This window comes from Nocardia speluncae NBRC 108251 (assembly GCF_001613245.1).
GTDB lineage: Bacteria > Actinomycetota > Actinomycetes > Mycobacteriales > Mycobacteriaceae > Nocardia > Nocardia speluncae.
Map to the genome: position 1 here is coordinate 1 of NZ_BDBZ01000049.1, position 24,502 is coordinate 24,502.

A 24,502-nucleotide genomic window follows, 5' to 3' on the forward strand; every position below is an offset into this window, starting at 1 on the left:
GGTCAGAACGCGCCGCGCCCCGGCGGCGGCCCCGGCGGCCAGCGGCCCGCGGCTGCTCAGGGCGGTCCGCGGCCCGGCGGTCCGCGGCCGAGCCCGGCTTCCATGCCGCCCCGTCCGACTCCCGGCGCCATGCCTCAGCGGTCGGCGCGTCCCGGTCCCGCGGCCGGCGGTCGTCCCGGCCGTCCCGGTGCAGGTGGCGGCGGTCGTCCCGGTGGCGGTGGCGGTGGCGGTTACCGCGGTGGCGGCGGCGCACCCGCCGGCACCGGTGCACCCGCCGGAGGTGGCGGTTTCCGCGGTCGTCCCGGCGGTGGTGGCCGTCCGGGTGGTCCCGGTGGTCGCGGTGGCGCGGCCGGTGCTTTCGGTCGTCCCGGTGGCGCGCCCCGGCGTGGTCGTAAGTCGAAGCGGCAGAAGCGCCAGGAATACGATTCGATGCAGGCTCCGTCGGTCGGCGGCGTGCGGCTGCCTCGCGGTAACGGTGAGGTCATCCGCCTCGCCCGCGGCGCGTCGCTGTCCGATTTCGCGGAGAAGATCGACGCCAATCCGGCCGCTTTGGTCCAGGCACTGTTCAACCTCGGTGAAATGGTCACCGCGACCCAGTCGGTGAACGACGAGACCCTGGAGCTGCTCGGCGGCGAGATGAACTACGTCGTGCACGTGGTCAGCCCCGAGGACGAGGACCGCGAGCTGCTGGAATCCTTCGATCTCACCTACGGCGAGGACGAAGGCGGCGAGGAGGACCTCGAACAGCGGCCGCCGGTGGTCACCGTTATGGGCCACGTCGATCACGGTAAGACCCGACTGCTGGATACCATCCGTAAGGCCAACGTTCGTGAGGGCGAGGCCGGCGGTATCACCCAGCACATCGGCGCCTACCAGGTGATGACTCACCTCGGCGAGGACGACCGGCTCATCACCTTCATCGATACCCCGGGTCACGAGGCGTTCACCGCCATGCGTGCCCGCGGTGCGAAGGCCACCGATATCGCGATCCTGGTGGTCGCCGCAGACGACGGTGTGATGCCGCAGACGGTGGAAGCGATCAACCACGCGCAGGCGGCGGATGTGCCGATCGTGGTGGCGGTCAACAAGATCGACAAGGAAGGCGCGAACCCGGAGAAGATCCGGCAGCAGCTGACCGAGTACAACCTGGTGGCCGAGGAATACGGCGGCGAGACCATGTTCGTCGATATCTCCGCGCGGGAGAACATCAATATCGACGCACTGCTCGAAGCCGTGCTGCTCACCGCGGACGCCGCCCTCGACCTGCGGGCCAATCCGGAGCAGGACGCCCAGGGTGTCGCCATCGAAGCGCATCTGGACCGCGGTCGCGGGCCGGTCGCCACGGTGCTCATCCAGCGCGGCACGCTGCGGGTCGGCGATTCGATCGTGGCGGGCGACGCCTACGGTCGCGTCCGGCGCATGGTCGACGAACACGGCGCCGATGTCGAGGCGGCACTGCCGTCGCGTCCGGTCCAGGTCGTCGGCTTCACTTCGGTGCCCGGCGCGGGTGACAACCTGCTCGTCGTCGATGAGGACCGGATCGCCCGGCAGATCGCCGACCGGCGCAATGCGCGTAAGCGCAACGCACTGGCCGCGCGCAGCCGTAAGCGGATCAGCCTCGAAGATCTGGATGCCGCGCTGAAGGAAACCAGCGAGCTCAACCTGATCCTCAAGGGCGACAACTCCGGTACCGTCGAAGCGCTGGAAGAGGCGCTGCTCGGGATCGAGATCGACGACGAGGTGCGCCTGCGGGTCATCGACCGCGGTGTCGGTGGTGTCACCGAAACCAACGTCAACCTGGCGTCGGCGTCGAACGCGATCATCATCGGGTTCAATGTCCGGGCCGAGGGCAAGGCCACCGAACTGGCCAACCGCGAAGGCGTGGACATCCGGTACTACTCGGTGATCTACCAGGCCATCGACGAGATCGAGAGCGCGCTCAAGGGCATGCTCAAGCCGATCTACGAAGAGGTCGAACTGGGCCGGGCGGAGATCCGGGCGATCTTCCGGTCGTCCAAGATCGGTCTCATCGCCGGTTGCATGGTCACCTCGGGCGTCGTCAAGCGCAACGCCAAGGCACGTCTGCTCCGCGACAACATGGTGGTCGCCGAATCCACGACGATCAGCTCTTTGCGCCGCGAGAAGGACGACGCCATGGAGGTCCGCGAAGGCTTCGAATGCGGTATGACGCTGACGTACTCCGATATCAAGGAGGGCGACGTCATCGAGGCCTACGAGTTGCGCGAGAAGCCGCGCGACTGACTGTGATACGGGTCCGGATGGTCGTCCGGGCCCGGTCATCGATATCGGCACGACAGAGCCCCGGGACTCGCCGCGCACCGGCGGGCCCCGGTGCCGCGTCGTAGCCATAACTGGGAGGTTGCGTGTACCTCGGTGCACTCGAATTCGACATCCTGCTGGGTGATGTGCACTCTCTGAAGGAGAAGCGTTCGGTAGTGCGGCCGATCCTGGCCGAACTCCAGCGTTTCGGGGTCAGCACCGCAGAGGCCGGGGAGCACGACCGCTACCGGCGGACATTGCTCGCCGTGGCGATGGTGTCACCCGGGATGGACCATTTGACGGCCGTGCTCGACAAATGCGAACGCCATGTCGCGGCCCGTCCGGAGATAGAGTTGCTGGCAGTACGCCGCCGCGTCTTCGGACCCGAGGACTGAAAGGGAAAGGAGCGGCCATGGTGGATCAAGCCAGGGCACGCCGGCTCGCCAAACGGATCTCCGCGATCGTGGCCACCGCGATCGAATACGAGATCAAGGATCCGCGGCTGCGTTTCATCACTGTCACCGATGCCAAGGTCACCGGCGATCTGCGTGAGGCGACCATCTACTACACCGTCATGGGTGAAACCGTCGACGCCGAACCCGACTACACCGCAGCCGCGGCCGGGCTGGAGAAGGCCAAGGGGGTGCTGCGGTCGAAAGTGGGCGCAGGAACCGGGGTGAAGTTCACCCCGACCTTGACGTTCGTTCTCGACACGGTGCCCGATGCGGCCAAGCAGATGGAGGATCTGCTGGCCCGGGCGCGGGCCAGCGACGACGCGGTCGCCCGGGTGGCGGCCGAGGCGAAGCCCGCCGGTGACGCCGATCCGTACAAAACACCACGCGACGACGACTGAGCTGCGGCCGCTATGACCACAACCGGTGCCGCGGTGGATTACGCGGCGGCCGTTCGGGTTCTCGATACCGCACGTTCGGTCACCGTCGTCTGCCATATCCAGCCCGATGCCGACACCCTCGGTAGCGGGCTGGCTCTGGCCCAGGTCCTGGACCGGCGGGGGGTACCGGTGCGGGTGTCGTTCGCCGAACCCGCCGAACTGCCGTACGCGTTGCGCACGCTGCCGGGGGGGCGGCTTCTGGTTCCGCCGGCCGAGGTACCGGCCCAGGTGGATGTGCTGGTGACCGTCGACTGCGGTGCCGTGGGGCGGTTGGGTGCGCTGGCCGATCGGCTGCCGGGCGCCCGGACCACGCTGGTGATCGATCATCACCGGTCGAATACCCGATTCGGAGCGGTCAACCTGATCGACCCCGACGCGGTATCCACCGCCAGCGTGCTCACCGCGTTACTGGATCGGTGGCAGGAACCGATCGACGCCGATATCGCCCACTGCCTGTTCGCGGGGCTGGCCACCGACAGCGGATCGTTCCGCTGGGTGACACCCGGCACCCACACTTTGGCCGAACGGTTGCTGGCCACTGGGATCGACGGTGGCGCGATCACCAGAACCCTGATGGACACCCATCCGTTCGCGTGGTTGCAGATGCTGTCGACTGTGCTCGCCTCCGCTCGGCTCGAGCCCGCGGCCCACGGTGGGATCGGTTTGGTCGCCGCGTTCGTGCAGGCCACGGATCTCGCAGCAGTCCGCCAGGAGGAGGCCGAAAGCGTCGTCGATATCGTGCGCGCGACTGCCGAGGCCGGTATCGCCGCGGTATTCAAGGAAGCCCGGCCTGTGGACGAGCGGCGGCGGTGGACAGTATCGCTGCGTTCGAAGGACAGCGGTCCCGGAACCGATGACGGCGCCGACGTCGCGGCGATCGCCACCGAACTCGGCGGTGGCGGGCACCGCTACGCGGCCGGATACACGACCTACGGGCAACCGGAGGAGATCCTCGCCCAGCTGCGGACCGTCCTTTCCTGAGGGGTTCGGCCGGCCCCGAGGATGCTTCGCCGCCCGGCAGCCCTTCCGAGCCCGGAGTGGTACACGCGGGCAGCGGTACAACGGCGGATCTATGAAACAGTGCAGTGGCCTCACGTAACGGAGCGGTGCCGATCATCGTGGGAGCAGGGGCGGCGGATGACTCGAGGCCCCTGCCCGGCCGGTCGAAGGAAACAGGGGCCTGAGGACTTGCCGGTGGCGGTGTGGTTCGGCAACAGGCGAAGCGGTCAGCGGGATGTGTGTCGGAGAGTTCCACTAGCGTGCACGACGGTTGTTCGCGCGCGGCCGGGCCGCGGGTATCCCGCGAGGTAGTGAGCATGACAGGGAGTGAGATGCAGACGGAGGTGACCGCTTCGTCCGCGGAGGTATCCGCCGGGCCCCGGCGGATACTGGGGTTGGCGTTGCCGACGCTCGGGGTTCTGGTCGCCGAACCGATCTATCTGCTGTTCGATCTCGCGGTGGTGGGCCGGCTCGGCGCGCTGGCGCTGGCCGGGCTTGCGGTCGGCGGCCTGGTTCTCACTCAGGTGAGCTCCCAGCTGACCTTCCTCGCCTACGGTACGACCGCGCGTTCAGCGCGCCGGCACGGTGCCGGTGACGAACCCGGTGCGGTCGCGGAGGGGGTGCAGGCCAGCTGGCTGGCGGGCGGGATCGGAGTGCTGATCCTGCTGGTGGTCCAGATTGCGGCGGTACCCGTTGCGGAGGTGATCGCCGGCGATACCGAGATCGCGGCGGAGGCGCTGGCCTGGATGCGGATCGCGTTGTTCGGGGTGCCGCTCATCCTGCTGTCCATGGCCGGGAACGGATGGATGCGCGGGGTCCAGCAGACCCGCCGGCCGCTCACCTACGTGGTGGCGGGGCTCGCGCTGTCCGCGGCGCTGTGCCCCCTGCTGGTGCACGGCCTCGCCGGGCTGCCGCGGCTGGGCCTGCCCGGTTCGGCAGTGGCCAACGTGATCGGTCAGCTGGTCACGGCGGTGCTGTTCGTCAGCGCACTCGTCCGGGCGCGGGTGCCGCTGGCGCCACGGTTGTCGGTGATGAAGGCCCAGCTGGTTATGGGACGTGATCTCATCGCACGCAGCCTGGCGTTCCAGGCGTGTTTCGTTTCCGCCGCGGCGGTGGCGTCGCGATTCGGGGCGCCCTCGGTAGCGGCGCATCAGCTGGTGCTGCAGCTGTGGAATTTCCTCGCGCTCACTCTCGATTCACTGGCCATCGCGGCGCAGACTCTTATCGGTTCGGCGCTCGGGGCGCGCAACGCGGTGGGTGCGCGGTCGGTGGCGCGCCGGGTGACCGCATGGTCGACGGTGTTCGCGCTGGGCTTGGCCGCGGTGTTCGCCGCGGGCGCGGCCTGGATCCCGCCGCTGTTCACCGCCGATGCCGCGGTCTTGGACCGGACGAGCGTGGTCTGGTGGTTCTTCGTGGTGATGATCCCGGTGGCCGGTGTGGTGTTCGCACTGGACGGGGTACTGCTCGGCGCCGGCGATGCGGCCTACCTGCGGACTACCACGCTGGGCGCGGCCCTGCTCGGGTTCTTGCCGGCGATCTGGCTCTCGCTGGCATTCGACTGGGGTATCGGCGGAATCTGGTGCGGACTGATCGCGTTCATGTTGTTGAGGCTGGTCGCGGTGAGTACGCGGTGGTTGTCGGGCCGCTGGGTCCGGGTCGGGGCCGAAATCCCGGCATGAGCGAGTCGGGCCCGGAGGCGGTAGCGGAGCGTTACCGCGCACCGACCTCGTCCATGCCCAGGAGCACAGTGTGATCGCCGCCCCGCGATCGGTAGGTGCACCGGCCTCCGCCGGTGGTATGCGAAGGTAGGTGTGGTGATACCCAAGTTGATGGCGGTGAGCGATATCCATGTCGGTCACCAGGGCAACAAACCGGTCGTCGAGGAGATCCGCCCCGATTCGCCCGAAGATTGGCTGATCGTCGCCGGTGACGTCGCCGAACGCAGCGACGATATCCGCTGGGCCCTGAAATTGCTGCGCGAACGCTTCGCGAAGGTGATCTGGGTACCGGGTAACCACGAACTGTGGACGACCGCCAAAGATCCGGTGCAGATGCACGGAGCCGCCCGCTACGACTATCTGGTCGCCATGTGCCGGGATCTGGATGTGCTCACTCCCGAGGATCCGTTCCCGGTGTGGACCGGTGCCGGTGCCGAGGCATACGGCGGCGCGGTGACGCTGGCTCCGCTGTTCCTGCTCTACGACTACAGCTTCCGGCCCGAAGGCGCGCGCACCAAGGCCGAGGGGCTGGCCATCGCCCGGGAACGCAATGTGGTGGCCACCGACGAATTCCTGCTCACCCCGGACCCGTATCTCACCCGAGACGCCTGGTGCGACGCCAGGGTCCGCGCAACCCGCCGGAAACTGGACATCCTGCCCGACGCCACACCGCTGGTGCTGATCAACCATTTCCCGCTGGTCCGCGAACCCACCGATATGCTCTGGTATCCCGAATTCGCCCTATGGTGCGGAACCGAGCAGACCGCAGACTGGCATACCCACTACAACGTCGTCTGCGCCGTCTACGGCCACCTGCACATTCCGCGGACCACCTACTACGACGGTGTCCGGTTCGAAGAGGTCTCGCTCGGCTATCCACGGGAATGGCAGAAGCGCGGGAAACCCGAGAAACTGCTCCGCCAGATCCTGCCCGACCCCCAGTACGGGCCCGGCGACCTGAACGAATGGGGCGGGCACTTCGAGGTGACACCGGAGATGGCCGCCGCGGCCGCCGAGATGCGGGACAAGGCCCAGCGCCGCCGCGGGCTCGCCTGAACCGGCGGCCGGTGACACCCAGTAGGCTCACCGACGATGATCGAGACAATCCTGCCCGCCGATATCGCCTCCGCCGAGTTGCTGGACTACCCGGAGGACCTGAAAGCGCACCCCGCCGAGGAACCGCTGATCGCGAAATCGGTGGAGAAGCGGCGCCGCGACTTCATCGGCGCCCGGCACTGCGCCCGCCAGGCACTCGAGCAGCTGGGGGAGCCGCCGGTGGCGATCGGCAAGGGCGAACGCGGAGCGCCGGTATGGCCGCGCGGGATCGTCGGCAGCCTCACTCACTGTGACGGTTTCCGGGGCGCGGCGCTGGCCCACAAGCTGCGGTACCGCTCGATCGGGATCGATGCCGAACCACACGAAACCCTGCCCGAGGGCGTGCTGGATTCGGTGAGCCTGCCCGCGGAACGGGAGTGGTTGCGGATCACCGACTCCGGGCTGCACCTGGACCGGCTGCTGTTCTGCGCGAAGGAGGCCACGTACAAGGCGTGGTTTCCCCTCACCACTCGCTGGCTGGGTTTCGAGGACGCGCACATCACCTTCGCGGTCGAGGAGCAGAGCGCCGGGAGCGGGGCAGGCACGTTCCGGTCGGAACTGCTGGTACCCGGGCAGACCGGTGACGGCGGCGTCCCCCTCACCTCGTTCGCCGGCCGCTGGCTGATCACCGGTGGATTCATTCTGACCGCGATCGCGCACAGCTGATGGCCGATATCCTGGGCGGTCTGCTGATCGTCGACAAACCCGCCGGCCCGACCAGTCACGATATCGTGGCCCGGGCCCGGAAACTGCTGCACACCAAGAAGGTCGGGCATGCCGGCACGCTCGACCCGATGGCAACCGGGGTGCTGGTACTGGGCGTGGAGCGCGCCACGAAACTACTCGGACTGCTCACCCTCACCACCAAGGCCTACACCGCGACGATCCGGCTGGGCTGCGCCACGACCACAGATGATGCCGAGGGTGAAGCGCTCACCACCGCGGCGGCCGGGCATATCACCGATGCCGATATCGCCGGTGAGGTCGCCGTGCTCACCGGTGATATCCAGCAGGTTCCGGCGACGGTGAGCGCCATCAAGGTCGGTGGCGAACGCGCCTACGCCCGGCACCGCGCCGGTGAAGAGGTGACGCTCGCCGCCCGGCCGGTCACGGTCTCTCGCTTCGACGTACTGGCCCGCCGCGATATCGCCGAGCCCGATGTGGTGGATCTCGATGTGGTCGTCGAATGCTCGTCGGGCACCTATATCCGTGCACTGGCCCGCGATCTGGGTGCCGCGCTGGGAGTGGGTGGTCACCTGACTGCGCTACGCCGCACCCGGGTCGGCCCGTTCACGCTCGAACATGCCCGTACCCTCGAGCAGCTGGCCGATGATCCAGTTCCGAGCCTCGATATCGACGCCGCGGTGCGGCTGTCGTTCCCGCACCGCGTGATCGACGCCGATGAGGCCGAGAAACTGCGGGACGGCCGCTGGCTCGACCCGGTCGGTAACACCGGTGTTCATGCCGCCCTCACCGAGGACGGACGGGCCATCGCGCTGCTCCAGGAGAAGGGTAAGCGTGCCGCATCCGTACTGGTAGTGCGCCCGAGAGGTCTGGTCGACTGAACAACTCGCCGTCTTCGGTACCGCCCATGGTGCAACGGCTGTTCGCTCGCCGCGATATGCCGGCACCGAAGCTCTGACACCGGCCGATGAACTCGCACGCCGGGGCGCAGGGCCGCCTGTGCGCGTCGCGGGCAGTATCCGATTGCTCGGCCTGCCGAACTTTCCCGGCGGATCCGGGCACCCGAGGAGAAGACCCGGGAGTCCTGCCGCGGGAGTGCCGGGTTGCGGCCGCGGCGGTGTTTCACGGCGGCGGCCTGTCGATGACCTCGGCCGATGTGCCGGTGTCCTCCCGACTCCTCCGATACAGCTCGGGTGCCGCCATCGTGCCATGGGCTCGCCGAGGACTGCTCGGCAAGGCGCCGGACGCACCTCCTGTGGGCGCACGGTGCGCACATGCAGGTTCAGCCGAGGATGGGTTCTTCGGCGTATTGACTGCGCAGGCGCTGGACCGCGTCGTCCATATGGTGGCGGAGCAGACGGTGGGCGCGCGCCGGTGATGCGGCGCCGATCGCCTCGCGTAGTGCCACATGCTCGTCCGCCTGTTCCCGGAGATCGGGGTAGGTGGTTTGCAGTTTGCCCAGGCACATGCGGGTTTCGATCAGGAGGGTGCGGGCGGCGCGCACGAGTCGGGTACTGTCCGCCGCCATGACCAGGGCCTCGTGGAATTGCTGGTCGGCGTCGGAGACCCCGGCTGCATCACCCGCCGCGGCCCGTTCGATCATCGCGTGCACACTCGCTGCGAGCGCCTCGTAGGCGACCTCGCGGCGGTCGTCGAGGATCAGCGCCAGCGCACCTCCTTCTATCGCAGTGCGCGACCGGTAGATATCGACGACATCGGCGAGGGTGAGTTCGATGACGAAAATGCCGCGGTTGCGGATACTGTGCAGCAGACCTTCCGAGACCAGCCGCTGCATCGCTTCCCGGACCGGGCCGCGGGAGACCCCGAACTGTGTCGCGAGATCGGCTTCACCCAGCTGCGCTCCCGGTTCCAATGCGCCGCGCATGATCGCGTCCCGGAGCCGGTCGGCGATCATTTCCGCGGTGGAGCGCTGATTGACGGGTTCGAAATCAATTACCGACATATGCGGGCCTTTCCGCGAACAGCGCGCCCAGTGACGGGACGGTCCGGGTCGCGCCGGTGAGTCGCAGCCCCTCCCAGATGGTGACCTGGTTGGCGGTGAGTACCGGTTTCCCCAGCGCCGCCTCCAGGCGGGGCAGCACCTCGAGGGTATGCATGGCGGTATCGGGGATCAGCAGAGCATGCGCGTCCGGATGATCGTTGGCCCGTGCCAGCGCCAGTACCTGCTCGGGGCCGAGGGTGCCTACTTCGGCGGCGGTTTCGATACCCGCGCTCGCGAACGCGGCGACGCCGATCCCGGCATCGGCCAGGAAATCGGCGAACAGCCCGGCCACATCCGCGGGGTAACTCGCCGCGACTGCCACCCGTCGGACGCCCAGCGCCCGCGCGGCTGCCACGAACGCAAAACTGGTGCTGGAAGCCGGGACGCCTGCGGCCGCGGACAGCTCCCGGACCTGTTGGCGGGCGCCGTCCGGGCCATAGACGAAGCTGCCCGACGTGCATGCCCAGACAACAGCGTCCGGCCGGTGCGCGGCGAGCCGGGCGGCGCCGTCGCGGAGTTTGTCCGGGCTGCCCAGATCCAGCAGTTCGGGCACGGCGTGCAGATCGGTGCCGTAGATATGGGCCACCGGCAGCCGCGCGTCCAGCAGTGCCTCCGCACGTGGGTAGTCGTCCTCGGCGGCATGGTCGGGGTAGATGAATCCGATGGTCGGTGCCGGCATGGGCCCTCCGTTTCGAGCTGGGTTCTGTTCGGGGACATCATCTTTCAGAACACTTCCAGCAGCCAACGGCCCGGACCCATCATCGGCAGTTTCATTCGCCCGAGACAGGCCCACATGGTGAGCTGGTTGGCCGTGAGAATCGGTTTGCCCAGAACCTTTTCCAGCGGTTCGATGATGTCGTAGGTGGGCAGGTTCGTGCAGCTGACGAAAATTGCCTCGGCGCGCGGATCGTCGGCGCCGAGGATTCGTTCGGCAATGGTGCGGTAGTTGACCTTCCAGATTCCGCCGCCCAGGCCGAGATGGTCGGAGCGGACCACCTCGCACCCCGCTTCGCCGAGGAAGTCACGCAGTTTGCCGGTGAGGACCTCGTCGTAGGGGGTCATGATCGACAGGCTCGTGATGCCGAGATGGCCGATCGCTTCGAGGAGCGCGCCGGAGGTCGTGACCGCGTTCGCGGCGCCGGCCCGGCAGATCGTTTCCCGCAGTGAGCGCTCGTATTCGATGCCTTTGATGAAACTACCGGAGGTACACAGATACGCCACGACTTCGGGTTCCACGTGCAGGACGTTGCGGGTCGCGGCGGTCAGGTGGGTCGCGTCGGAGACCAGTTCGGCCATGGCCAGCGATACCGGGACCGGTTCGTAGGGAGTGCGGGCCAGGTGCAGGCTCACCTCCAGCGGTGCCCAGCGCCAGAGCTCACGCTCCAGGGCGAGGTCGAACGGTGCGATGACACCGATGCCCCGTTGCGCGACCGGGCCCTCCATATCGGGAAAATCGAACTCCACTGCGGCCCCTCTCGCACTCAGCCGGGAAGACCTCCGAGAACGATCGGATTGTTGACAATCATACGATGTGACCATACTGTGTCAATATGAAATCGGGCCCCATCGTCACGATTGTGCACAGTGACCAGCAGCCCGATCCGGCGCTGATGGCGCCGGTCAGTGCGCGGGCCACGGTGCGCTACACGGATTCGGCCGGGCTGGCCGCCGCGCTGCCCGGTACCGATGTGCTGTTCGTCTACGACTTCCAGACCCGCGCGCTGCCCGATGCCTGGCCCGCGGCGGACCGGCTGAGCTGGCTGCATATCGGCGCCACGGGGGTCGATGCGGTGATGTTCGACGAACTGCGCGACAGCGATGTGGTCGTCACCAACACTCGCGGAGTCTTCGATACCGCGATCGCCGAATACGTGCTCGGCCAGATCCTCGATTTCGCCAAAGACCTGTCCGGGTCGAAGCGGCTGCAGCGGCAGGAGATCTGGCAGCATCGCGAATCCGAGCGGATCGCCGGATCCACCGCGCTCGTCGTCGGCACCGGATCGATCGGCCGCGCCGTCGCCGGGCTGCTGCGGGCCGTCGGGATGCGAGTCCGGGCGGTCGGTCGCCGCGCCCGCACCGGCGACGACGATTTCGGCACCGTCACGACCGATCTGATCGCCGAGCTCCCCACGGCAGACTATGTCGTCGCCATCGCCCCGCTGACCGGCGACACCCGGCATATGTTCGACGCCCGGGCCTTCGGTGCCATGAAACCGCATGCCCGCTTCGTCAATGTCGGGCGTGGTGAACTGGTGGTCACCGACGATCTGGTCACCGCGTTGGAGACCGGCGCGATCGGCGGGGCCGCACTGGATGTGGTGGACCCGGAACCGCTGCCACCCGGACACCCACTGTGGCAGTTGCCCAATGCGCATATCACCCCGCACAATTCCGGTGATTTCGCCGGCTGGCGCACGGAGATCGTCACCGCGTTCACCGAGAATTTCGAGCACTGGCTGGCCGGTCGGCCGCTGGATAATGTCGTCGACAAGACGCTGGGGTATGTGCCCGGCTGAAGGAGGGTCGCAGATGAACCAGCCCGAGGTGCCCCAACCGACCGATCCCGTCGAAATGACCGCGGTCGAACTGGTGTCCGCCTATGCTGCCGGAACATTGTCCCCGCTGGAGGCGACCGAGGCCGTTCTCGCCGCTATCACCGCACGGGATACCGATATCAACGCCTACTGCCTCGTCGATCCCGACCGCGCACTGGTGCAGGCCAAGGATTCCGAGGCGCGCTGGCAGTCCGGGCACGTTCGCGGGCTGCTCGACGGCGTACCGATCTCCATCAAGGACATCTTCCTCACCGAGGACTGGCCCACCCGCCGCGGCTCGTTGAGCATCGGACCGGAAGGTCCCTGGGAGGTGGACAGCCCTGTCGCCGCGCGGGTGCGCGAGGACGGGATGGTCATAGTGGGTAAAACCACCACACCCGAGATCGCCTGGAAAGGGGTGACCGACAGCCCACTGACCGGTATCACCCGCAACCCGGTCGACCCCTCCCGAACCGCCGGCGGCTCGTCCGGCGGCAGCGCCGCGGCGGTCGCGGCCGGGATGGGCCCGGTCTCGGTGGGCACCGACGGCGGCGGCAGCGTCCGGATTCCCGCCGCGTTCTGCGGCATCGTGGGTTTCAAGCCCACGCACGGCCGCATCCCGCTGTACCCGGCCAGCCCGTTCGGCCCGCTCGCGCATGCCGGTCCGTTGACCCGCACAGTCGAGGACGCGGCGCTGCTGCTGGATATTCTCGCGCTACCGGATCCGCGCGACCCCACCGCGCTGGCCCCCACCCTCACCACGTTCCGCGGCCAGATCCAGCGTGACGTTCGGGGCGTAACCGCCGCCTACTCGCCGACTCTGGGCTATGTGCGACCCGATCCGGAGGTCGAGGCGATCGTCTCCGGGGCGGTTACCGCGCTGGAAGCCGCGGGGCTCCGCGTTTCGGCCGCGGATCCCGGTTTCTCCGATCCACGCCGAGCCTTCGACGTGATGTGGGCGGCCGGAGCCGCGGCCATGCTGGCCAACTTCCCGCCGGGCGCGCGCGAGAACGCCGATCCCGGCCTGCGCCGGGTCTGGGAGGACGGCGAAACCCTCTCTGCGACAGAGTATCTCGATGCCCGCGCGGTCGCCGCCCAGGTGGCGATCACCATGGGCACCTTCCATACCGTCTACGACCTGCTCATCACGCCCACGGTGCCGATCACCGCGTTCGCGGCCGGTCACGATGTCCCACCGGGCAGCGGGATGTCGGACTGGCCGGATTGGACGCCCTACAGCTATCCGTTCAACCTCACCCAGCAGCCCGCACTGAGTATCCCGGCCGGGCGGACGAGCGACGGGTTACCGGTGGGCCTGCAGATCGTCGGTCCCCGGCATTCCGACGATCTCGTCCTGGCGGTCGGCCGGTTCGCGGAGTCGGTGCTGGCCGCGCGCTGAACGCGCGGCATCGGGCCGATTCGGTCAACCGGCGGCCGGTCGGGAGGATTGCCGAACAGCATGTCGGGTGGGGCCCGGCCGGACCGTCGTCTCTGGCCGGGCGCATCGTTTGCGCGCCGCGCGGTGAGCGGGGCCCGGACTCTCCGAGACAAACACGCCGGCTGTAGTCAAGCTCGGGCGAAGGCGAGGGTTTCGCCGGCTACGCCGTGTAACCAGAGCGTGTTGCAGGCGGCGGCCAGCTCGTCCAGGCCGCTTTCGATGGTGGCGAAGACATTGCCGGGGATCCAGCCGAGATCACCGTTGATGAGCAGGTTGTTGCGCCCGTAGAACAGTGCTAGATCGGTGGCGCCCTGGTCGTGATGGGCGGCCGAGCCCGGCTCGTAGCCGTAGGCCGGGTTGCCGATCTCCCAGGGTTCGAAATCGAAGAGGCAGACGTCACCGGGAATGGGTGTGACAGTGGGGTTCTCGCGGTGCGGGGCGCCCGGGATGCGGGGTACCAGGGTATAGACCTCGTTGCGGGCGTATTTGGCGTGGAAGGCATCGCCTTCCTGCGGGAGGGCGTCCCACACCGCGGCGCAGGTGCGCGGAGCCTGTTCGTCGAGCAGCCGGGCACGGCAGGTGATACCGGCTTTGGTGAGGGTGATCGTCAGGTAGCGCGCCATGTATTCGTCCTGATGGTCGTGCGGGAGACCGGCCGCGGGGACCGGGCTCCCTTTCGCGGGGTGGGGTCAGCGCCCGAGTTCGCCGAGTACCTCGGACCAGACGTCGAGGGCATCGGTGATCTGGGTTTCGGCGACGATGAGCGGCGGGATCATCCGCACCACATTCATATGCGCACCGCAGGTCAGCAGCAGCAGGCCCTTTGCGGCCGCTGATTGCTGGGCGGCGGTGGCCGTTTCCCGGTCCGGCGTGCCGTCGGCGGTGGTGAACTCCGCGCCGACCAGCAGCCCCAGCCCGCGGATGTCGCCGATGGCTTTGGATTCGGCCGCCCGCACCCCGTCCAGCAGTTGTTCGCCGCGGACCCGCGCGTTCTCGACCAGGTTCTCCGATTCGATCACCTCGAGGGTGGCGAGTGCCGCGGCGCAGGCCACGGCGTTACCGCCGTAGGTGCCGCCTTGCGAACCGGGCCAGGCGGCGCTCATCAGTTCGCCCGAGGCGGCGATTCCGGAGATGGGGAAGCCACTGGCCAACCCCTTGGCCATGGTGATGATATCGGGCCGGACACCGAAATGCTGGTGGCCGAAGAACTTTCCGGTCCGGCCGAAACCGGTCTGGATCTCGTCGAAGATCAGGAGGATTCCGTGCCGGTCGGCGCGTTCGCGCAGGCCCTCGAAGAACACCCGGTTCCCGGGAATGTACCCGCCCTCGCCGAGGACCGGTTCCACGACGAATGCCGCGGTTTCGGCCGGGGAGGTGAGGGTGGCGAACACATAGTCGAGTTCGCGCAGGGCGAAGGAAGTGGCTTCCTCCTCGCTCCAGCCGTAGCGGTAGGCGGTGGGGAAGGGAGCGACGTGCACACCGGACATCAGCGGGCTGAAACCGGCGGAGAACCGGGTGCCGGAGGTGGTCATGGTCGCGGCGGCCACGGTGCGGCCGTGGAATCCGCCGTGGAACACGATCACATTGGGCCGTCCGGTGGCCTGGCGGGCCAGCCGCAGTGCCGCTTCGACCGCTTCACTGCCCGAATTGGCGTAGAACACCGAATCCAACTCCGGGGGAAGCACCGTGCCGAGGCGTTCGGTGAGCTCCAGTAGCGGCCGGTGCATGACCGTCGTGTACTGGCCGTGGATCAGCTTCGCGACCTGGGCCTGGGCGGCCGCCACCACCCGTGGATGGCAGTGGCCGGTACTGGTGACCCCGATACCGGCCGTGAAATCGAGGTATCGGCGGCCGTCGGTGTCGTACAGGTAGCAGCCCTCGCCGTGGTCGACAGTGACCGGAGTGGCCTGCTTCAGGATCGGGGACAGTTCGGCCATGGTGGCGCCTCCCGGGACGGTCGGTGCGGCAGTCCGGACCGACGGGTATGCGAGATCGTGAACTCGATTGTCGGATTGTTGACAATATGAATATCACGGCGGGGGCACCCCGGGCAATGCCCCGGGGTCGCCGGCGCCCGCGGGGCGTGTCGGAACTATCCCGCGGTCAGTCCCGCAGCCAGATCGCTTCCGCGGCGATACTCCCGAGATCCGTGAGGTTTTCGTCCCGTCCGATACGTACCGCGATGGTCCCGGCGAAATCCCGCCGTTCCACCACCACGATCACGGTATCCAGCGCGATCCCGACCGAATCGAAATAGCGCAGCATATCCGGGTCGGAATCGGAGATACGGGCCACTCGCCCGGCTTCGCCCGCCTCGAAATCGATCAACCGGCGGGCCGGTGGCGTCGGCACCGCGCCGTCCACCGACGGAATCGGATCGCCGTGCGGATCCCGGTCCGGGAACCCGAGCTTCGCGTCGATGCGGGCCATCAGCAGATCCGACACCGCATGCTCGAGGATCTCCGCCTCGTCGTGGACCTCGTCCCAGCCGTAACCGAGCTCGCTCACCAGGAACGTCTCGATCAGCCGGTGCCGGCGCACCATCGCGATCGCGGCCCGGCGGCCCTCCGCTGTCAGCGTGATCGCGCCGTACCGGGCATGCTCGACCAGACCCTGATCCGACAGTTTGCGCACCGCCTCCGAAACGGTCGAGGCCGAGACACCGATCCGCTCCGCGAGCAGTTTGGTGCTCACCCGTTCCTGCGACCACTCCTGAGCCGTCCAGATGACTTTCAGATAATCCTGTGCCACCGACGACAAGCCCGGAGCGGCCGATTCCCCGGCGTCGGCGAGTTCCCGTCGGGTGGCGATATCTCGTTTTCCGGGCACAACCACGAGCTTAAGCATTCGCGGTGCGATACACATATCCCGCCACCTCCGCGAGACCCCGTGTTCGCGCCCGCGTAGCCGACGCCCGGCAGGCGTCCCCACCCGAATACGGTGCGGCCGCGTGTTTGCGTAGGCTTGGCGTCTGTGCAGAGGTGGCGAAGTCTCGACGACGTACCCGCGGACTGGGGGCGGTGCGTGCTCACGATCGGCGTGTTCGACGGTGTTCATCGCGGTCACGCGCAGTTGATCAGCCGGGCGGTGAAGTCGGCTGCCGCGCGCGGTGTCCCGGCGGTATTGATGACCTTCGATCCGCATCCGATGGAGGTGATCCGGCCCGGTTCCCATCCCGCGCAACTCACCACGCTCACCCGGCGCGCCGAACTCGCCGAGGAACTCGGTGTCGATGTCTTCTGCGTGATGCCGTTCACCCACGACTTCATGAAACTCACCCCCGCCGAATACGTGCACGATCTGCTCGTGGAGCGGCTGCATGTCTCGGAGGTCGTGGTCGGCGACAATTTCACCTTCGGCAAGAAGGCCGCGGGCACCGTCGCCACCATGCGTGAACTCGGCGACCGCTTCGGTTTCGCGGTCGACGGGGTGACCCTGCTGGGTGAGCACGCCGTCACTTTCTCCTCCACCTATATCCGCGCCTGTGTGGACGCCGGGGATATGGCCGCCGCCGCCGATGCGCTGGGCCGGCCGCACCGGGTCGAGGGGGTAGTGGTGCGCGGTGACGGACGCGGCAAGAGCCTGGGATTTCCCACCGCGAATGTCGCGCCGCCCATGCACGCCGCGATCCCTGCCGACGGTGTCTACGCGGGCTGGTTCACTGTGCTCGGCCCGGGGCCCGACATCGGCACGGTGACCCCGGGGCAGCCCGCAATGGCGGCGGTCTCGGTAGGTACCAATCCCACTTTTTCCGGTCGCGCCCGCACTGTCGAGGCCTATGTGCTCGACCGCGAAGCCGACCTCTACGGACAGCATGTGGCCGTGGACTTCGTGGATCATCTGCGCGGGATGCGTAAGTTCGAGTCGGTCGACGAACTCGTCGCCGCGATGGGCCGCGATGTCGACACCGCCCGCAAAATCCTCGGCGCCGGCAACTGACCACAGTGCAGGAGCCGCCACCCGCCCGGCCGGGGCCGGAACAGCTCCGGTAAGGTCGCTCGTTGGGTTTGCTGCGGTCCGCGGCGGCACCTACCCCGGATGCAACGACCGGAGAGCTGTTCACCCACAGGGGTGAATGATTCCCGGGCAGCCCGGGCACCTTACGCGCGGAACTGAGAAACAGGAGTGGATGCCTCATGGCGTTGACCACCGAGAAGAAGAAGGCGATTCTCGCCGAGTACGGTCTGCACGAAACGGACACCGGTTCCCCCGAGGCGCAGATCGCCATGCTGTCCAAGCGGATCTCCGAGATCACCGAGCACCTCAAGGTGCACAAGCACGACCACCACACCCGGCACGGCCTGATGGCGCTGATCGGCCGCCGCAAGCGGCTGTCGAAGTACCTGGCCGCCAAGGACATCAACCGGTACCGCAGCCTGATCGAACGCCTGGGCCTGCGGCGCTGATATTCCGTGAACACGCCCGGTTCCCTGAGCCGGGCGTCACGTCTGCCGTCGAGGCGCATACAATCGCCTCGTCGGCATTTTCGTGTGCGGGGGACCTCCCGCGTACGAAGACGACAGAACCAGCCGTCACACCCGCGCTCGTGGCGTCGGTCTTCGGTAGTGGCTTTTCGGCCCGGGGTCGATACGCCGGAGAGCTTCGATCGTTGACCGCCTCCGCGTTGCCGAATCCAAGGGGATCCGGCCGGGTGTACGCGCCGCAGTCCGCTGTACGGCGGCCGCTGACCTCGATGGTCACCGCGGTTACGCCGTCGCGCCGCGTCCAAACCTGGTACGGCTGACACAGCCGGATCGCGCCACCGGGCGCTGTATCCGGCGAGACGAGAGGTTGAGAACAGAGATATGCCAGAAACCACCGAACGCTCGACGAGCTCGGCCATCGAGGTCGAACCGGGTGTTTTCGAATCCGTCGCGCTGATCGACAACGGCGTCTTCGGCACCCGCACCATCCGTTTCGAAACCGGCCGCCTGGCCAAGCAGGCCGCCGGTTCGGTCGTCGCCTACCTGGACGACGAGACCATGCTGCTGTCGGCGACCACCGCCGGTAAGCACCCCAAGGACCAGTTCGATTTCTTCCCGCTGACAGTCGATGTCGAAGAGCGGATGTACGCGGCCGGCCGGATCCCCGGATCGTTCTTCCGCCGCGAAGGTCGCCCCTCCACCGACGCGATCCTCACCTGCCGCCTCATCGACCGGCCGCTGCGCCCCTCCTTCGTGGACGGCCTGCGCAACGAGATCCAGGTCGTGGTGACGGTGCTGAGCCTGGATCCGAAGGACCTCTACGACGTGGTCGCCATCAACGCGGCCTCGGCGTCCACCCAGATCGCGGGCCTGCCGTTCTCCGGCCCGGTCGGCGGCGTGCGGGTCGCGCTGATCAACGATGCCGCGGCCGGCACCCCGGCCGGTGGCCAGTGGGTCGCGTTCCCGACCAACGAACAGCTGGAGAAGGCTGTTTTCGATATGGTCGTGGCCGGGCGGGTCACCGAGACCGGTGATGTCGCGATCATGATGGTCGAGGCGGAAGCCACCGACAACGTGATCGAACTGGTCGAGGGCGGGGCGCAGGCGCCGACCGAAACCGTGGTCGCCGAGGGCCTGGAGGCCGCCAAACCGTTCATCGCCCGCCTCTGCCGGGCCCAGCAGGATATGGCCGAGCTGGCGGCCAAGCCCACCGAGGATTTCCCGCTGTTCCCGCCGTACGCCGACGATGCGTACGCCGCCGTCGAGGACGCCGCCAAGGCACGGCTGTCGGACGCGCTGAGCATCGCCGGTAAGCAGGAGCGCGAGGAGAAGATCGACGAGATCAAGCTCGAGGTGCTCGCCGGGCTGGGCGAAGCGTTCGAGGGCCGCGAGAAGGAACTCGGCGCCGCCTTCCGCTCGGTGACCAAGAAGCTGGTCCGCCAGCGCATCCTCACCGACGGTTTCCGCATCGACGGCCGCGGCCTGGCCGATATCCGGGAACTGTCCGCGGAGGTCGCCGTGGTGCCGCGGGCGCACGGTTCGGCGCTGTTCGAGCGCGGTGAAACCCAGATCATGGGTGTCACCACCCTCGATATGGTCAAGATGGCGCAGCAGGTCGATTCGCTCGGCCCGGAAACCTCCAAGCGCTATATGCACCACTACAACTTCCCGCCGTACTCCACCGGTGAAACCGGTCGCGTGGGCTCGCCCAAGCGGCGCGAGATCGGCCACGGCGCGCTGGCCGAGCGGGCGCTGATGCCGGTGCTGCCGAGCCAGGACGAGTTCCCGTACGCCATCCGCCAGGTATCGGAGGCACTGAGCTCCAACGGCTCCACCTCGATGGGTTCGGTGTGTGCGTCGACCCTGTCGCTGCTCAACGCCGGTGTGCCGCTGAAGGCGCCGGTCGCGGGTATCGCCATGGGCCTGGTGTCCGACACCGTTACCAACGATGCCGGTGCGCAGGAGGTCCGCTATGTGGCGCTGACCGATATCCTCGGCGCCGAGGACGCCTTCGGCGATATGGACTTCAAGGTCGCCGGAACCCGTGACTTCGTCACTGCCCTGCAGCTGGACACCAAGCTCGACGGCATCCCCTCGCAGGTGCTGGCCGGTGCGCTGGGTCAGGCGCACGATGCCCGCACCACTATCCTGGACGTGATGGCCGAGGCCATCGCCAGCCCGGACGAGATGAGCCCCTACGCGCCGCGCGTCACCGCGATCAAGATCCCGGTCGACAAGATCGGCGAGGTGATCGGCCCCAAGGGCAAGATGATCAACCAGATCACCGACGACACGGGCGCCAATATCTCCATCGAGGACGACGGCACCGTATTCGTCGGCGCCACCGACGGTCCGTCCGCGCAGGCGGCAATCGACGCCATCAACGCGATCGCGAATCCGCAGCTGCCCAAGGTCGGCGAGCGGTTCCTCGGCACGGTCGTCAAGACCACCGCCTTCGGCGCGTTCGTCTCGCTGCTGCCCGGCCGCGACGGCCTGGTGCACATCTCCAAACTCGGCAACGGTAAGCGCGTGGCCAAGGTGGAGGACGTGGTCAACGTCGGCGACAAACTGCGCGTGGAGATCGCCGATATCGACAACCGCGGCAAGATCTCGCTCGTCCCCGTCGACGAGAACGCCGACGAGGCGCCTGCCGAGGTGCCCGCCGATGCGGATACCGCGGCGACCGAGTAGTACTGGTCGTGTGACGGAGCAGAAAACAGCGGCCCCCCTGCGCCCGAGTGGGCAGGGGGGTTCGTCATCGACGTGGCGGATCGGCGAAACCGTCGAAATCGACAACGGAGTGCGGCGTACCGTCCTGCCGGGTGGTTTGCGGGTGGTGACCGAGCACGTCCCCGGGGTCCGCTCGGCATCCGTGGGGGTCTGGGTGGGTGTCGGCTCGCGCGACGAGGGCCCCACCGTTGCCGGTGCCGCACATTTCCTGGAACACCTGCTGTTCAAGGCCACCCCGACCCGTTCGGCCCTCGATATCGCCGAGGCCATGGACGCGGTCGGTGGTGAGCTCAACGCGTTCACCGCCAAGGAGCAGACCTGCTACTACGCCCATGTCGTGGACGAGGATCTGCCGCTGGCGGTGGATCTGGTCAGCGATGTGGTGCTCAACGGGCTGTGCCGGGCCGTGGACGTGGATGTGGAACGACAGGTCGTGCTGGAGGAAATCGCCATGCGCGACGACGATCCGGAGGATCTGGTCGGCGACGCGTTCCTCACCGCGCTGTTCGGTGATCACCCGATCGGACGGCCGGTCATCGGATCCATCGAATCGATCGAGGGAATGCGGGCGAGCCAGCTGCGGTCATTCCACCAACGCCGGTACACGCCGGACCGGATGGTGGTGGCGGTGGCCGGCAATATCGACCACGAGCACACGGTGGAACTGGTGCACCGGGCGGTCGCCGGCCGGCTGGAGCCGGCGGCGGCTCCAGCGCCGCGGCGCGAGGGACATTTCCGGACTCGTTCGGCACCGGGGCTGAGCTGGAGTCACCGCGACAGCGAACAGGCGCACCTGGTATTCGGTGTCCGGGCCTACGGCCGGCACGAGGGACCGCGGCGGTGGCCGCTGTCGGTGCTGAACACCGTGATCGGCGGCGGTCTGAGTTCCCGCCTGTTCCAGCGGATCCGTGAGGAACGCGGCCTCGCGTACTCGGTGTACTCCAGCGTGGACACCTTCGCCGATACCGGTGCTTTCTCGGTGTACCTCGGCTGCCAGCCGGAGAACCTGAACGAGGTGGCGGCCTTGGCGCGCGGTGTACTCGAGGAGGTCGCGGTGGACGGCATCACCGATGCCGAATGCGCGCGGGCGAAGGGTTCGCTGCGCGGTGGGCTGGTACTCGGCCTGGAGGATTCGGCGTCGCGGATGAACCGGATCGGGCGCAGCGAACTGAGCTACGGCAATCACCGCACCGTCTCGGAGACCCTGGCCCGCATCGATGCCGTGACAACCGAGGAAGTCGGCGATATCGCCCGATCGCTACTCGCCCGGCCGTTCGCCGCCGCGGTGGCCGGGCCGTACCGGCGCAAGCGCGATCTGCCCACTGCCGTTACGCGGCTGGTCGGCTGAAGTATCGGCCGATCTCGATGCCGGGCGGAGTAGCGCGTCGGCTGAGCGGAATCGTGTCCTGCGGCGGCGAGTTGTCTATCGCGCCGCCTGCCGCGACTACCGCGGCATGGAAGCCGGCCGGCCGCGCTCCGGCTTCACTTCTACGTGGAACGCCGATGCGCCAGGTTCGTGCACTCCCGGATATGGTGTCGCGCCGGCGGTTGACAGGTGGGCCGACGACGCGGGTAAGGCCGATGGCTCGGGATCAACGGTGACACGGCCCCGCTGGAGTGGGGTGGGCAGCGGCGCGGTTGGCCGCGTCGATAATCGACGCCAGGAGGCCGGGTAGTGCCTCATCGACGGCTTCGCGCCGCAGGCGCTGGCAGGTATGACCCGCTATGACGAGTCGTTCGGTGACACCGGCCTCGCGCAGGATCTTGAAATGGTGGGTGGCGGTCGACTTGTTGATCAGGTCGTAGAGGGATGCGCAGCGCTGTGCGGTGCCCGCGTTACTCAGTCTGCGGACCATCTCCAGGCGGACCGGATCCTGGAGCGCGCCGAGTACGGCGGGCAGCGGGGCCACGGGGGTTGCCGCGGTGCTGGTGTCGGTCAATGACCCGCCTCGGTGAGTTTGATGATCGTCGTACTGTACGTTACCGTCGATCAAGTTCGATAATGTTCAAACTTACCTGATCGGGGTTTCGATGGCGGCGACAATCGCGGCGCCGGCAGTGGAGCGAGCGGTGCAACCCTGGGCCTATGCGCTGGTGCTGGGGGCCACCGGTGTCGCGCTCGGCGTATCCGGTGTGCCCGCCCCGCTGTACAGCATCTACGAGCAGGAATGGCATCTCTCACCATTGGTCACCACCATCGTGTTCGCGGCGTATGCGGTCGCCGCGCTGGCGGCGGTGCTGGTGTCCGGGCGTATCTCCGATGTAGTCGGGCGCAAACCGGTGCTGCTCGGTGCTTTCGTGACCATGCTCGCGGGCCTCGTGGTTTTCGTTCTCGCCGACACCGTGGCGATGCTTGTGCTTGCCCGGGCACTGCACGGATTGGCGGTCGGCGCGACGGTCGTGGCCGGAGCCGCGGCACTGCTCGACCTGCGACCACACCGCGGAGCCCGGTCCGGCCAGCTCAGCGGCGTGGCCTTCAATGTCGGCATGGCGGTGGCGATCATGGGGTCGGCACTGCTCGCGCAATACGCGCCCAATCCATTGCGCACGCCGTACGTTGTCATCAGCGTGATCTGCTTGGCCGTGGCCGCGGGTGTCCTCGCCCTGCGTGAGCCGCACGCCACCCGGGTCGCGGGCCGGATCCGGATCGCGCGCCCGGCGGTACCGCAGGAGATCCGCGCCGATTTCTGGTTCTCGGCACTGGGCGTGATGGCGGCGTGGTCGGTGCTCGGTGTTCTGCTGTCGCTGTATCCCTCGCTGGCCGCGGAACGGACCGGTATCCACAACCTGGTCTTCGGCGGGACCGTGGTCGCCTCGACGGCCCTGGCGGCCGCGCTGGTGCAGCTGATCGCAACGCGGGTGCCCGCCCGTCGGGCCGCGATCATCGGCGATATCGGAATGGCGATCACCCTGCTGCTGACCATTCCGGCCCTGGGCACCCATCAGTGGACGGCGGTGGTCGGCATCGGGCTGGTGCTCGGCGCCACCTTCGGGCTCGGCTTCGGTGGCTCGCTGCGCCACTTGTCCCACGTTGTGCCGGAGCACAAGCGCGGCGAAACCATGTCCGCGTATTACCTGCTGGCCTATACGGCCATGGCGCTGCCGACGGTGCTGGCGGGCTGGGCTGCCACCGCCTGGGGGCTGGACAGGGTGTTCCCGTGGTTCATCGGTGCGGTGGCTGCGGCCTGCCTCTTCGCGGCGGCGCTCGGAATGCGGCGCGGACGGCCCGCACCGGTCGCGGCCTGAACCGGGTCCGGGTGGCCCACGACCACCCGGACCGGTCGCCTTACTCCGGCCAACCTCCGTACGGGACGGTGATCAGCTCCATGTAGTGCCCGCTGGGATCCAGGAAGTACACCCCGCGTCCGCCGTCGTTGTGGTTGATCTCGCCGGGCGCGTGCTGATGCGGATCGGCCCAGTGTTCGAGGCCGTAGCCCTGGATCTTGGCGTAGGCGGCGTCGAATTCAGGTTCCGAGATCAGGAATGCGTAGTGCTGGCCCTGGATCTCGGTGATATGCGGCGGAACGTTCGCGAAATCGAACGTCGGCCCGTTTGCAGTGGGCAGGGCAATGAACGGACCCCATTCGGGGCCCAATTCCAGCCCCAGGATATCGGCCCAGAATTCGGCCGATACGCGGTTGTCACGGCAACCGACAATCGTGTGGTCGAACTGAACTGGCAAAGGAAATTCTCCTCGGATCGTGAC

The 24,502-nt window shown here is 67.8% G+C and carries 23 protein-coding genes; 15 read left to right on the forward strand and 8 right to left on the reverse strand.

Annotated elements, in window-relative coordinates:
- From infB to truB, 8 genes are all read left to right on the forward strand, one after another.
- Nucleotides 1-2,262: translation initiation factor IF-2 (gene infB, locus NS6_RS32395; RefSeq protein WP_084471666.1), on the forward strand; the 2,262-nt coding region annotated here is incomplete at its 5' end.
- Between the two features lie 122 nt (nucleotides 2,263-2,384).
- Nucleotides 2,385-2,675 (forward strand): DUF503 domain-containing protein, encoded by a 291-nt coding sequence (locus NS6_RS32400; protein WP_068049996.1) that lies wholly within the window; start codon nucleotides 2,385-2,387, stop codon nucleotides 2,673-2,675.
- Between the two features lie 17 nt (nucleotides 2,676-2,692).
- Nucleotides 2,693-3,133, forward strand: coding sequence for a 30S ribosome-binding factor RbfA (gene rbfA / locus NS6_RS32405; RefSeq protein WP_068049998.1), 441 nt, complete (start codon nucleotides 2,693-2,695; stop codon nucleotides 3,131-3,133).
- Between the two features lie 12 nt (nucleotides 3,134-3,145).
- Complete coding sequence (locus NS6_RS32410; protein ID WP_068049999.1) at nucleotides 3,146-4,153, forward strand: DHH family phosphoesterase; 1,008 nt, start codon at nucleotides 3,146-3,148, stop codon at nucleotides 4,151-4,153.
- Nucleotides 4,154-4,488: 335 nt separating this feature from the next.
- Nucleotides 4,489-5,850, forward strand: coding sequence for an MATE family efflux transporter (locus tag NS6_RS32415; RefSeq protein ID WP_068050093.1), 1,362 nt, complete (start codon nucleotides 4,489-4,491; stop codon nucleotides 5,848-5,850).
- Between the two features lie 135 nt (nucleotides 5,851-5,985).
- Nucleotides 5,986-6,945, forward strand: a complete 960-nt coding sequence (locus NS6_RS32420) for a metallophosphoesterase family protein (protein WP_157113067.1) — start codon at nucleotides 5,986-5,988, stop codon at nucleotides 6,943-6,945.
- 36 nt (nucleotides 6,946-6,981) lie between these two features.
- Nucleotides 6,982-7,650 carry a 4'-phosphopantetheinyl transferase Npt gene (gene npt / locus NS6_RS32425; protein WP_068050001.1) on the forward strand — a complete coding sequence of 223 codons (669 nt, stop codon included), beginning with the start codon at nucleotides 6,982-6,984 and terminating at the stop codon, nucleotides 7,648-7,650.
- Nucleotides 7,650-8,549, forward strand: coding sequence for a tRNA pseudouridine(55) synthase TruB (gene truB / locus NS6_RS32430; protein WP_068050003.1), 900 nt, complete (start codon nucleotides 7,650-7,652; stop codon nucleotides 8,547-8,549). Before npt ends, truB begins: the two co-directional genes overlap by 1 nt.
- A 401-nt stretch (nucleotides 8,550-8,950) precedes the next feature.
- Here truB and NS6_RS32435 read toward each other — a convergent pair whose 3' ends face one another.
- From NS6_RS32435 to NS6_RS32445, 3 genes are read right to left on the reverse strand one after another with little or no spacing between them, the layout of a single operon-like run.
- Nucleotides 8,951-9,631, reverse strand: coding sequence for a GntR family transcriptional regulator (locus NS6_RS32435; protein ID WP_068050005.1), 681 nt, complete (start codon nucleotides 9,629-9,631; stop codon nucleotides 8,951-8,953).
- Nucleotides 9,618-10,349, reverse strand: a complete 732-nt coding sequence (locus tag NS6_RS32440; protein WP_068050007.1) for a maleate cis-trans isomerase family protein — start codon at nucleotides 10,347-10,349, stop codon at nucleotides 9,618-9,620. Before NS6_RS32440 ends, NS6_RS32435 begins: the two co-directional genes overlap by 14 nt.
- A 44-nt stretch (nucleotides 10,350-10,393) precedes the next feature.
- A complete protein-coding gene (locus NS6_RS32445; protein ID WP_210747586.1) occupies nucleotides 10,394-11,113 on the reverse strand; it encodes a maleate cis-trans isomerase family protein in 720 nt (239 codons plus the stop codon).
- Between the two features lie 107 nt (nucleotides 11,114-11,220).
- Between NS6_RS32445 and NS6_RS32450 the strand changes: the two genes are divergently transcribed.
- Nucleotides 11,221-12,186 (forward strand): D-2-hydroxyacid dehydrogenase, encoded by a 966-nt coding sequence (locus NS6_RS32450; protein WP_068050010.1) that lies wholly within the window; start codon nucleotides 11,221-11,223, stop codon nucleotides 12,184-12,186.
- 28 nt (nucleotides 12,187-12,214) lie between these two features.
- Complete coding sequence (locus tag NS6_RS32455; RefSeq protein WP_218024292.1) at nucleotides 12,215-13,603, forward strand: amidase; 1,389 nt, start codon at nucleotides 12,215-12,217, stop codon at nucleotides 13,601-13,603.
- A 167-nt stretch (nucleotides 13,604-13,770) separates the two neighbouring features.
- On the opposite strand, the gene NS6_RS32460 is transcribed toward NS6_RS32455, so the two are convergent.
- From NS6_RS32460 to NS6_RS32470, 3 genes are all read right to left on the reverse strand, one after another.
- On the reverse strand, nucleotides 13,771-14,265 hold the full coding sequence (locus tag NS6_RS32460) for a DUF3830 family protein (protein WP_068050012.1): 495 nt from the start codon (nucleotides 14,263-14,265) through the stop codon (nucleotides 13,771-13,773).
- A gap of 66 nt (nucleotides 14,266-14,331) precedes the next feature.
- On the reverse strand, nucleotides 14,332-15,579 hold the full coding sequence (locus NS6_RS32465) for an aspartate aminotransferase family protein (protein WP_068050014.1): 1,248 nt from the start codon (nucleotides 15,577-15,579) through the stop codon (nucleotides 14,332-14,334).
- Between the two features lie 166 nt (nucleotides 15,580-15,745).
- Nucleotides 15,746-16,489 carry a metal-dependent transcriptional regulator gene (locus NS6_RS32470; RefSeq protein WP_084471656.1) on the reverse strand — a complete coding sequence of 248 codons (744 nt, stop codon included), beginning with the start codon at nucleotides 16,487-16,489 and terminating at the stop codon, nucleotides 15,746-15,748.
- Between the two features lie 126 nt (nucleotides 16,490-16,615).
- Here NS6_RS32470 and NS6_RS32475 point away from each other — a divergent pair, with 126 nt between their 5' ends.
- The 4 genes from NS6_RS32475 (at nucleotide 16,616) to NS6_RS32490 (ending at nucleotide 22,144) form a co-directional block, all read left to right on the forward strand.
- Nucleotides 16,616-17,581, forward strand: coding sequence for a bifunctional riboflavin kinase/FAD synthetase (locus tag NS6_RS32475; RefSeq protein WP_084471658.1), 966 nt, complete (start codon nucleotides 16,616-16,618; stop codon nucleotides 17,579-17,581).
- Nucleotides 17,582-17,778: 197 nt separating this feature from the next.
- Nucleotides 17,779-18,048: a 30S ribosomal protein S15 gene (gene rpsO / locus NS6_RS32480; RefSeq protein ID WP_068050018.1), complete on the forward strand. Its 270-nt coding sequence runs from the start codon at nucleotides 17,779-17,781 to the stop codon at nucleotides 18,046-18,048.
- A gap of 399 nt (nucleotides 18,049-18,447) precedes the next feature.
- Nucleotides 18,448-20,757 (forward strand): polyribonucleotide nucleotidyltransferase, encoded by a 2,310-nt coding sequence (locus NS6_RS32485; RefSeq protein ID WP_068050020.1) that lies wholly within the window; start codon nucleotides 18,448-18,450, stop codon nucleotides 20,755-20,757.
- Nucleotides 20,732-22,144 (forward strand): M16 family metallopeptidase, encoded by a 1,413-nt coding sequence (locus NS6_RS32490; protein WP_210747574.1) that lies wholly within the window; start codon nucleotides 20,732-20,734, stop codon nucleotides 22,142-22,144. The genes NS6_RS32485 and NS6_RS32490 overlap by 26 nt, the downstream gene beginning before the upstream one ends.
- 244 nt (nucleotides 22,145-22,388) lie before the next feature.
- Here the strand turns inward: NS6_RS32490 and NS6_RS32495 are convergent, their stop codons facing one another.
- On the reverse strand, nucleotides 22,389-22,736 hold the full coding sequence (locus NS6_RS32495; protein ID WP_068050102.1) for an ArsR/SmtB family transcription factor: 348 nt from the start codon (nucleotides 22,734-22,736) through the stop codon (nucleotides 22,389-22,391).
- Nucleotides 22,737-22,827: 91 nt separating this feature from the next.
- Here NS6_RS32495 and NS6_RS32500 point away from each other — a divergent pair, with 91 nt between their 5' ends.
- Nucleotides 22,828-24,042 carry an MFS transporter gene (locus NS6_RS32500; protein WP_068050022.1) on the forward strand — a complete coding sequence of 405 codons (1,215 nt, stop codon included), beginning with the start codon at nucleotides 22,828-22,830 and terminating at the stop codon, nucleotides 24,040-24,042.
- 40 nt (nucleotides 24,043-24,082) lie between these two features.
- On the opposite strand, the gene NS6_RS32505 is transcribed toward NS6_RS32500, so the two are convergent.
- Entirely contained in the window at nucleotides 24,083-24,478 is a 396-nt protein-coding gene (locus NS6_RS32505; RefSeq protein ID WP_068050024.1) for a VOC family protein, read from the reverse strand.
- Nucleotides 24,479-24,502: the final 24 nt, after the last annotated feature.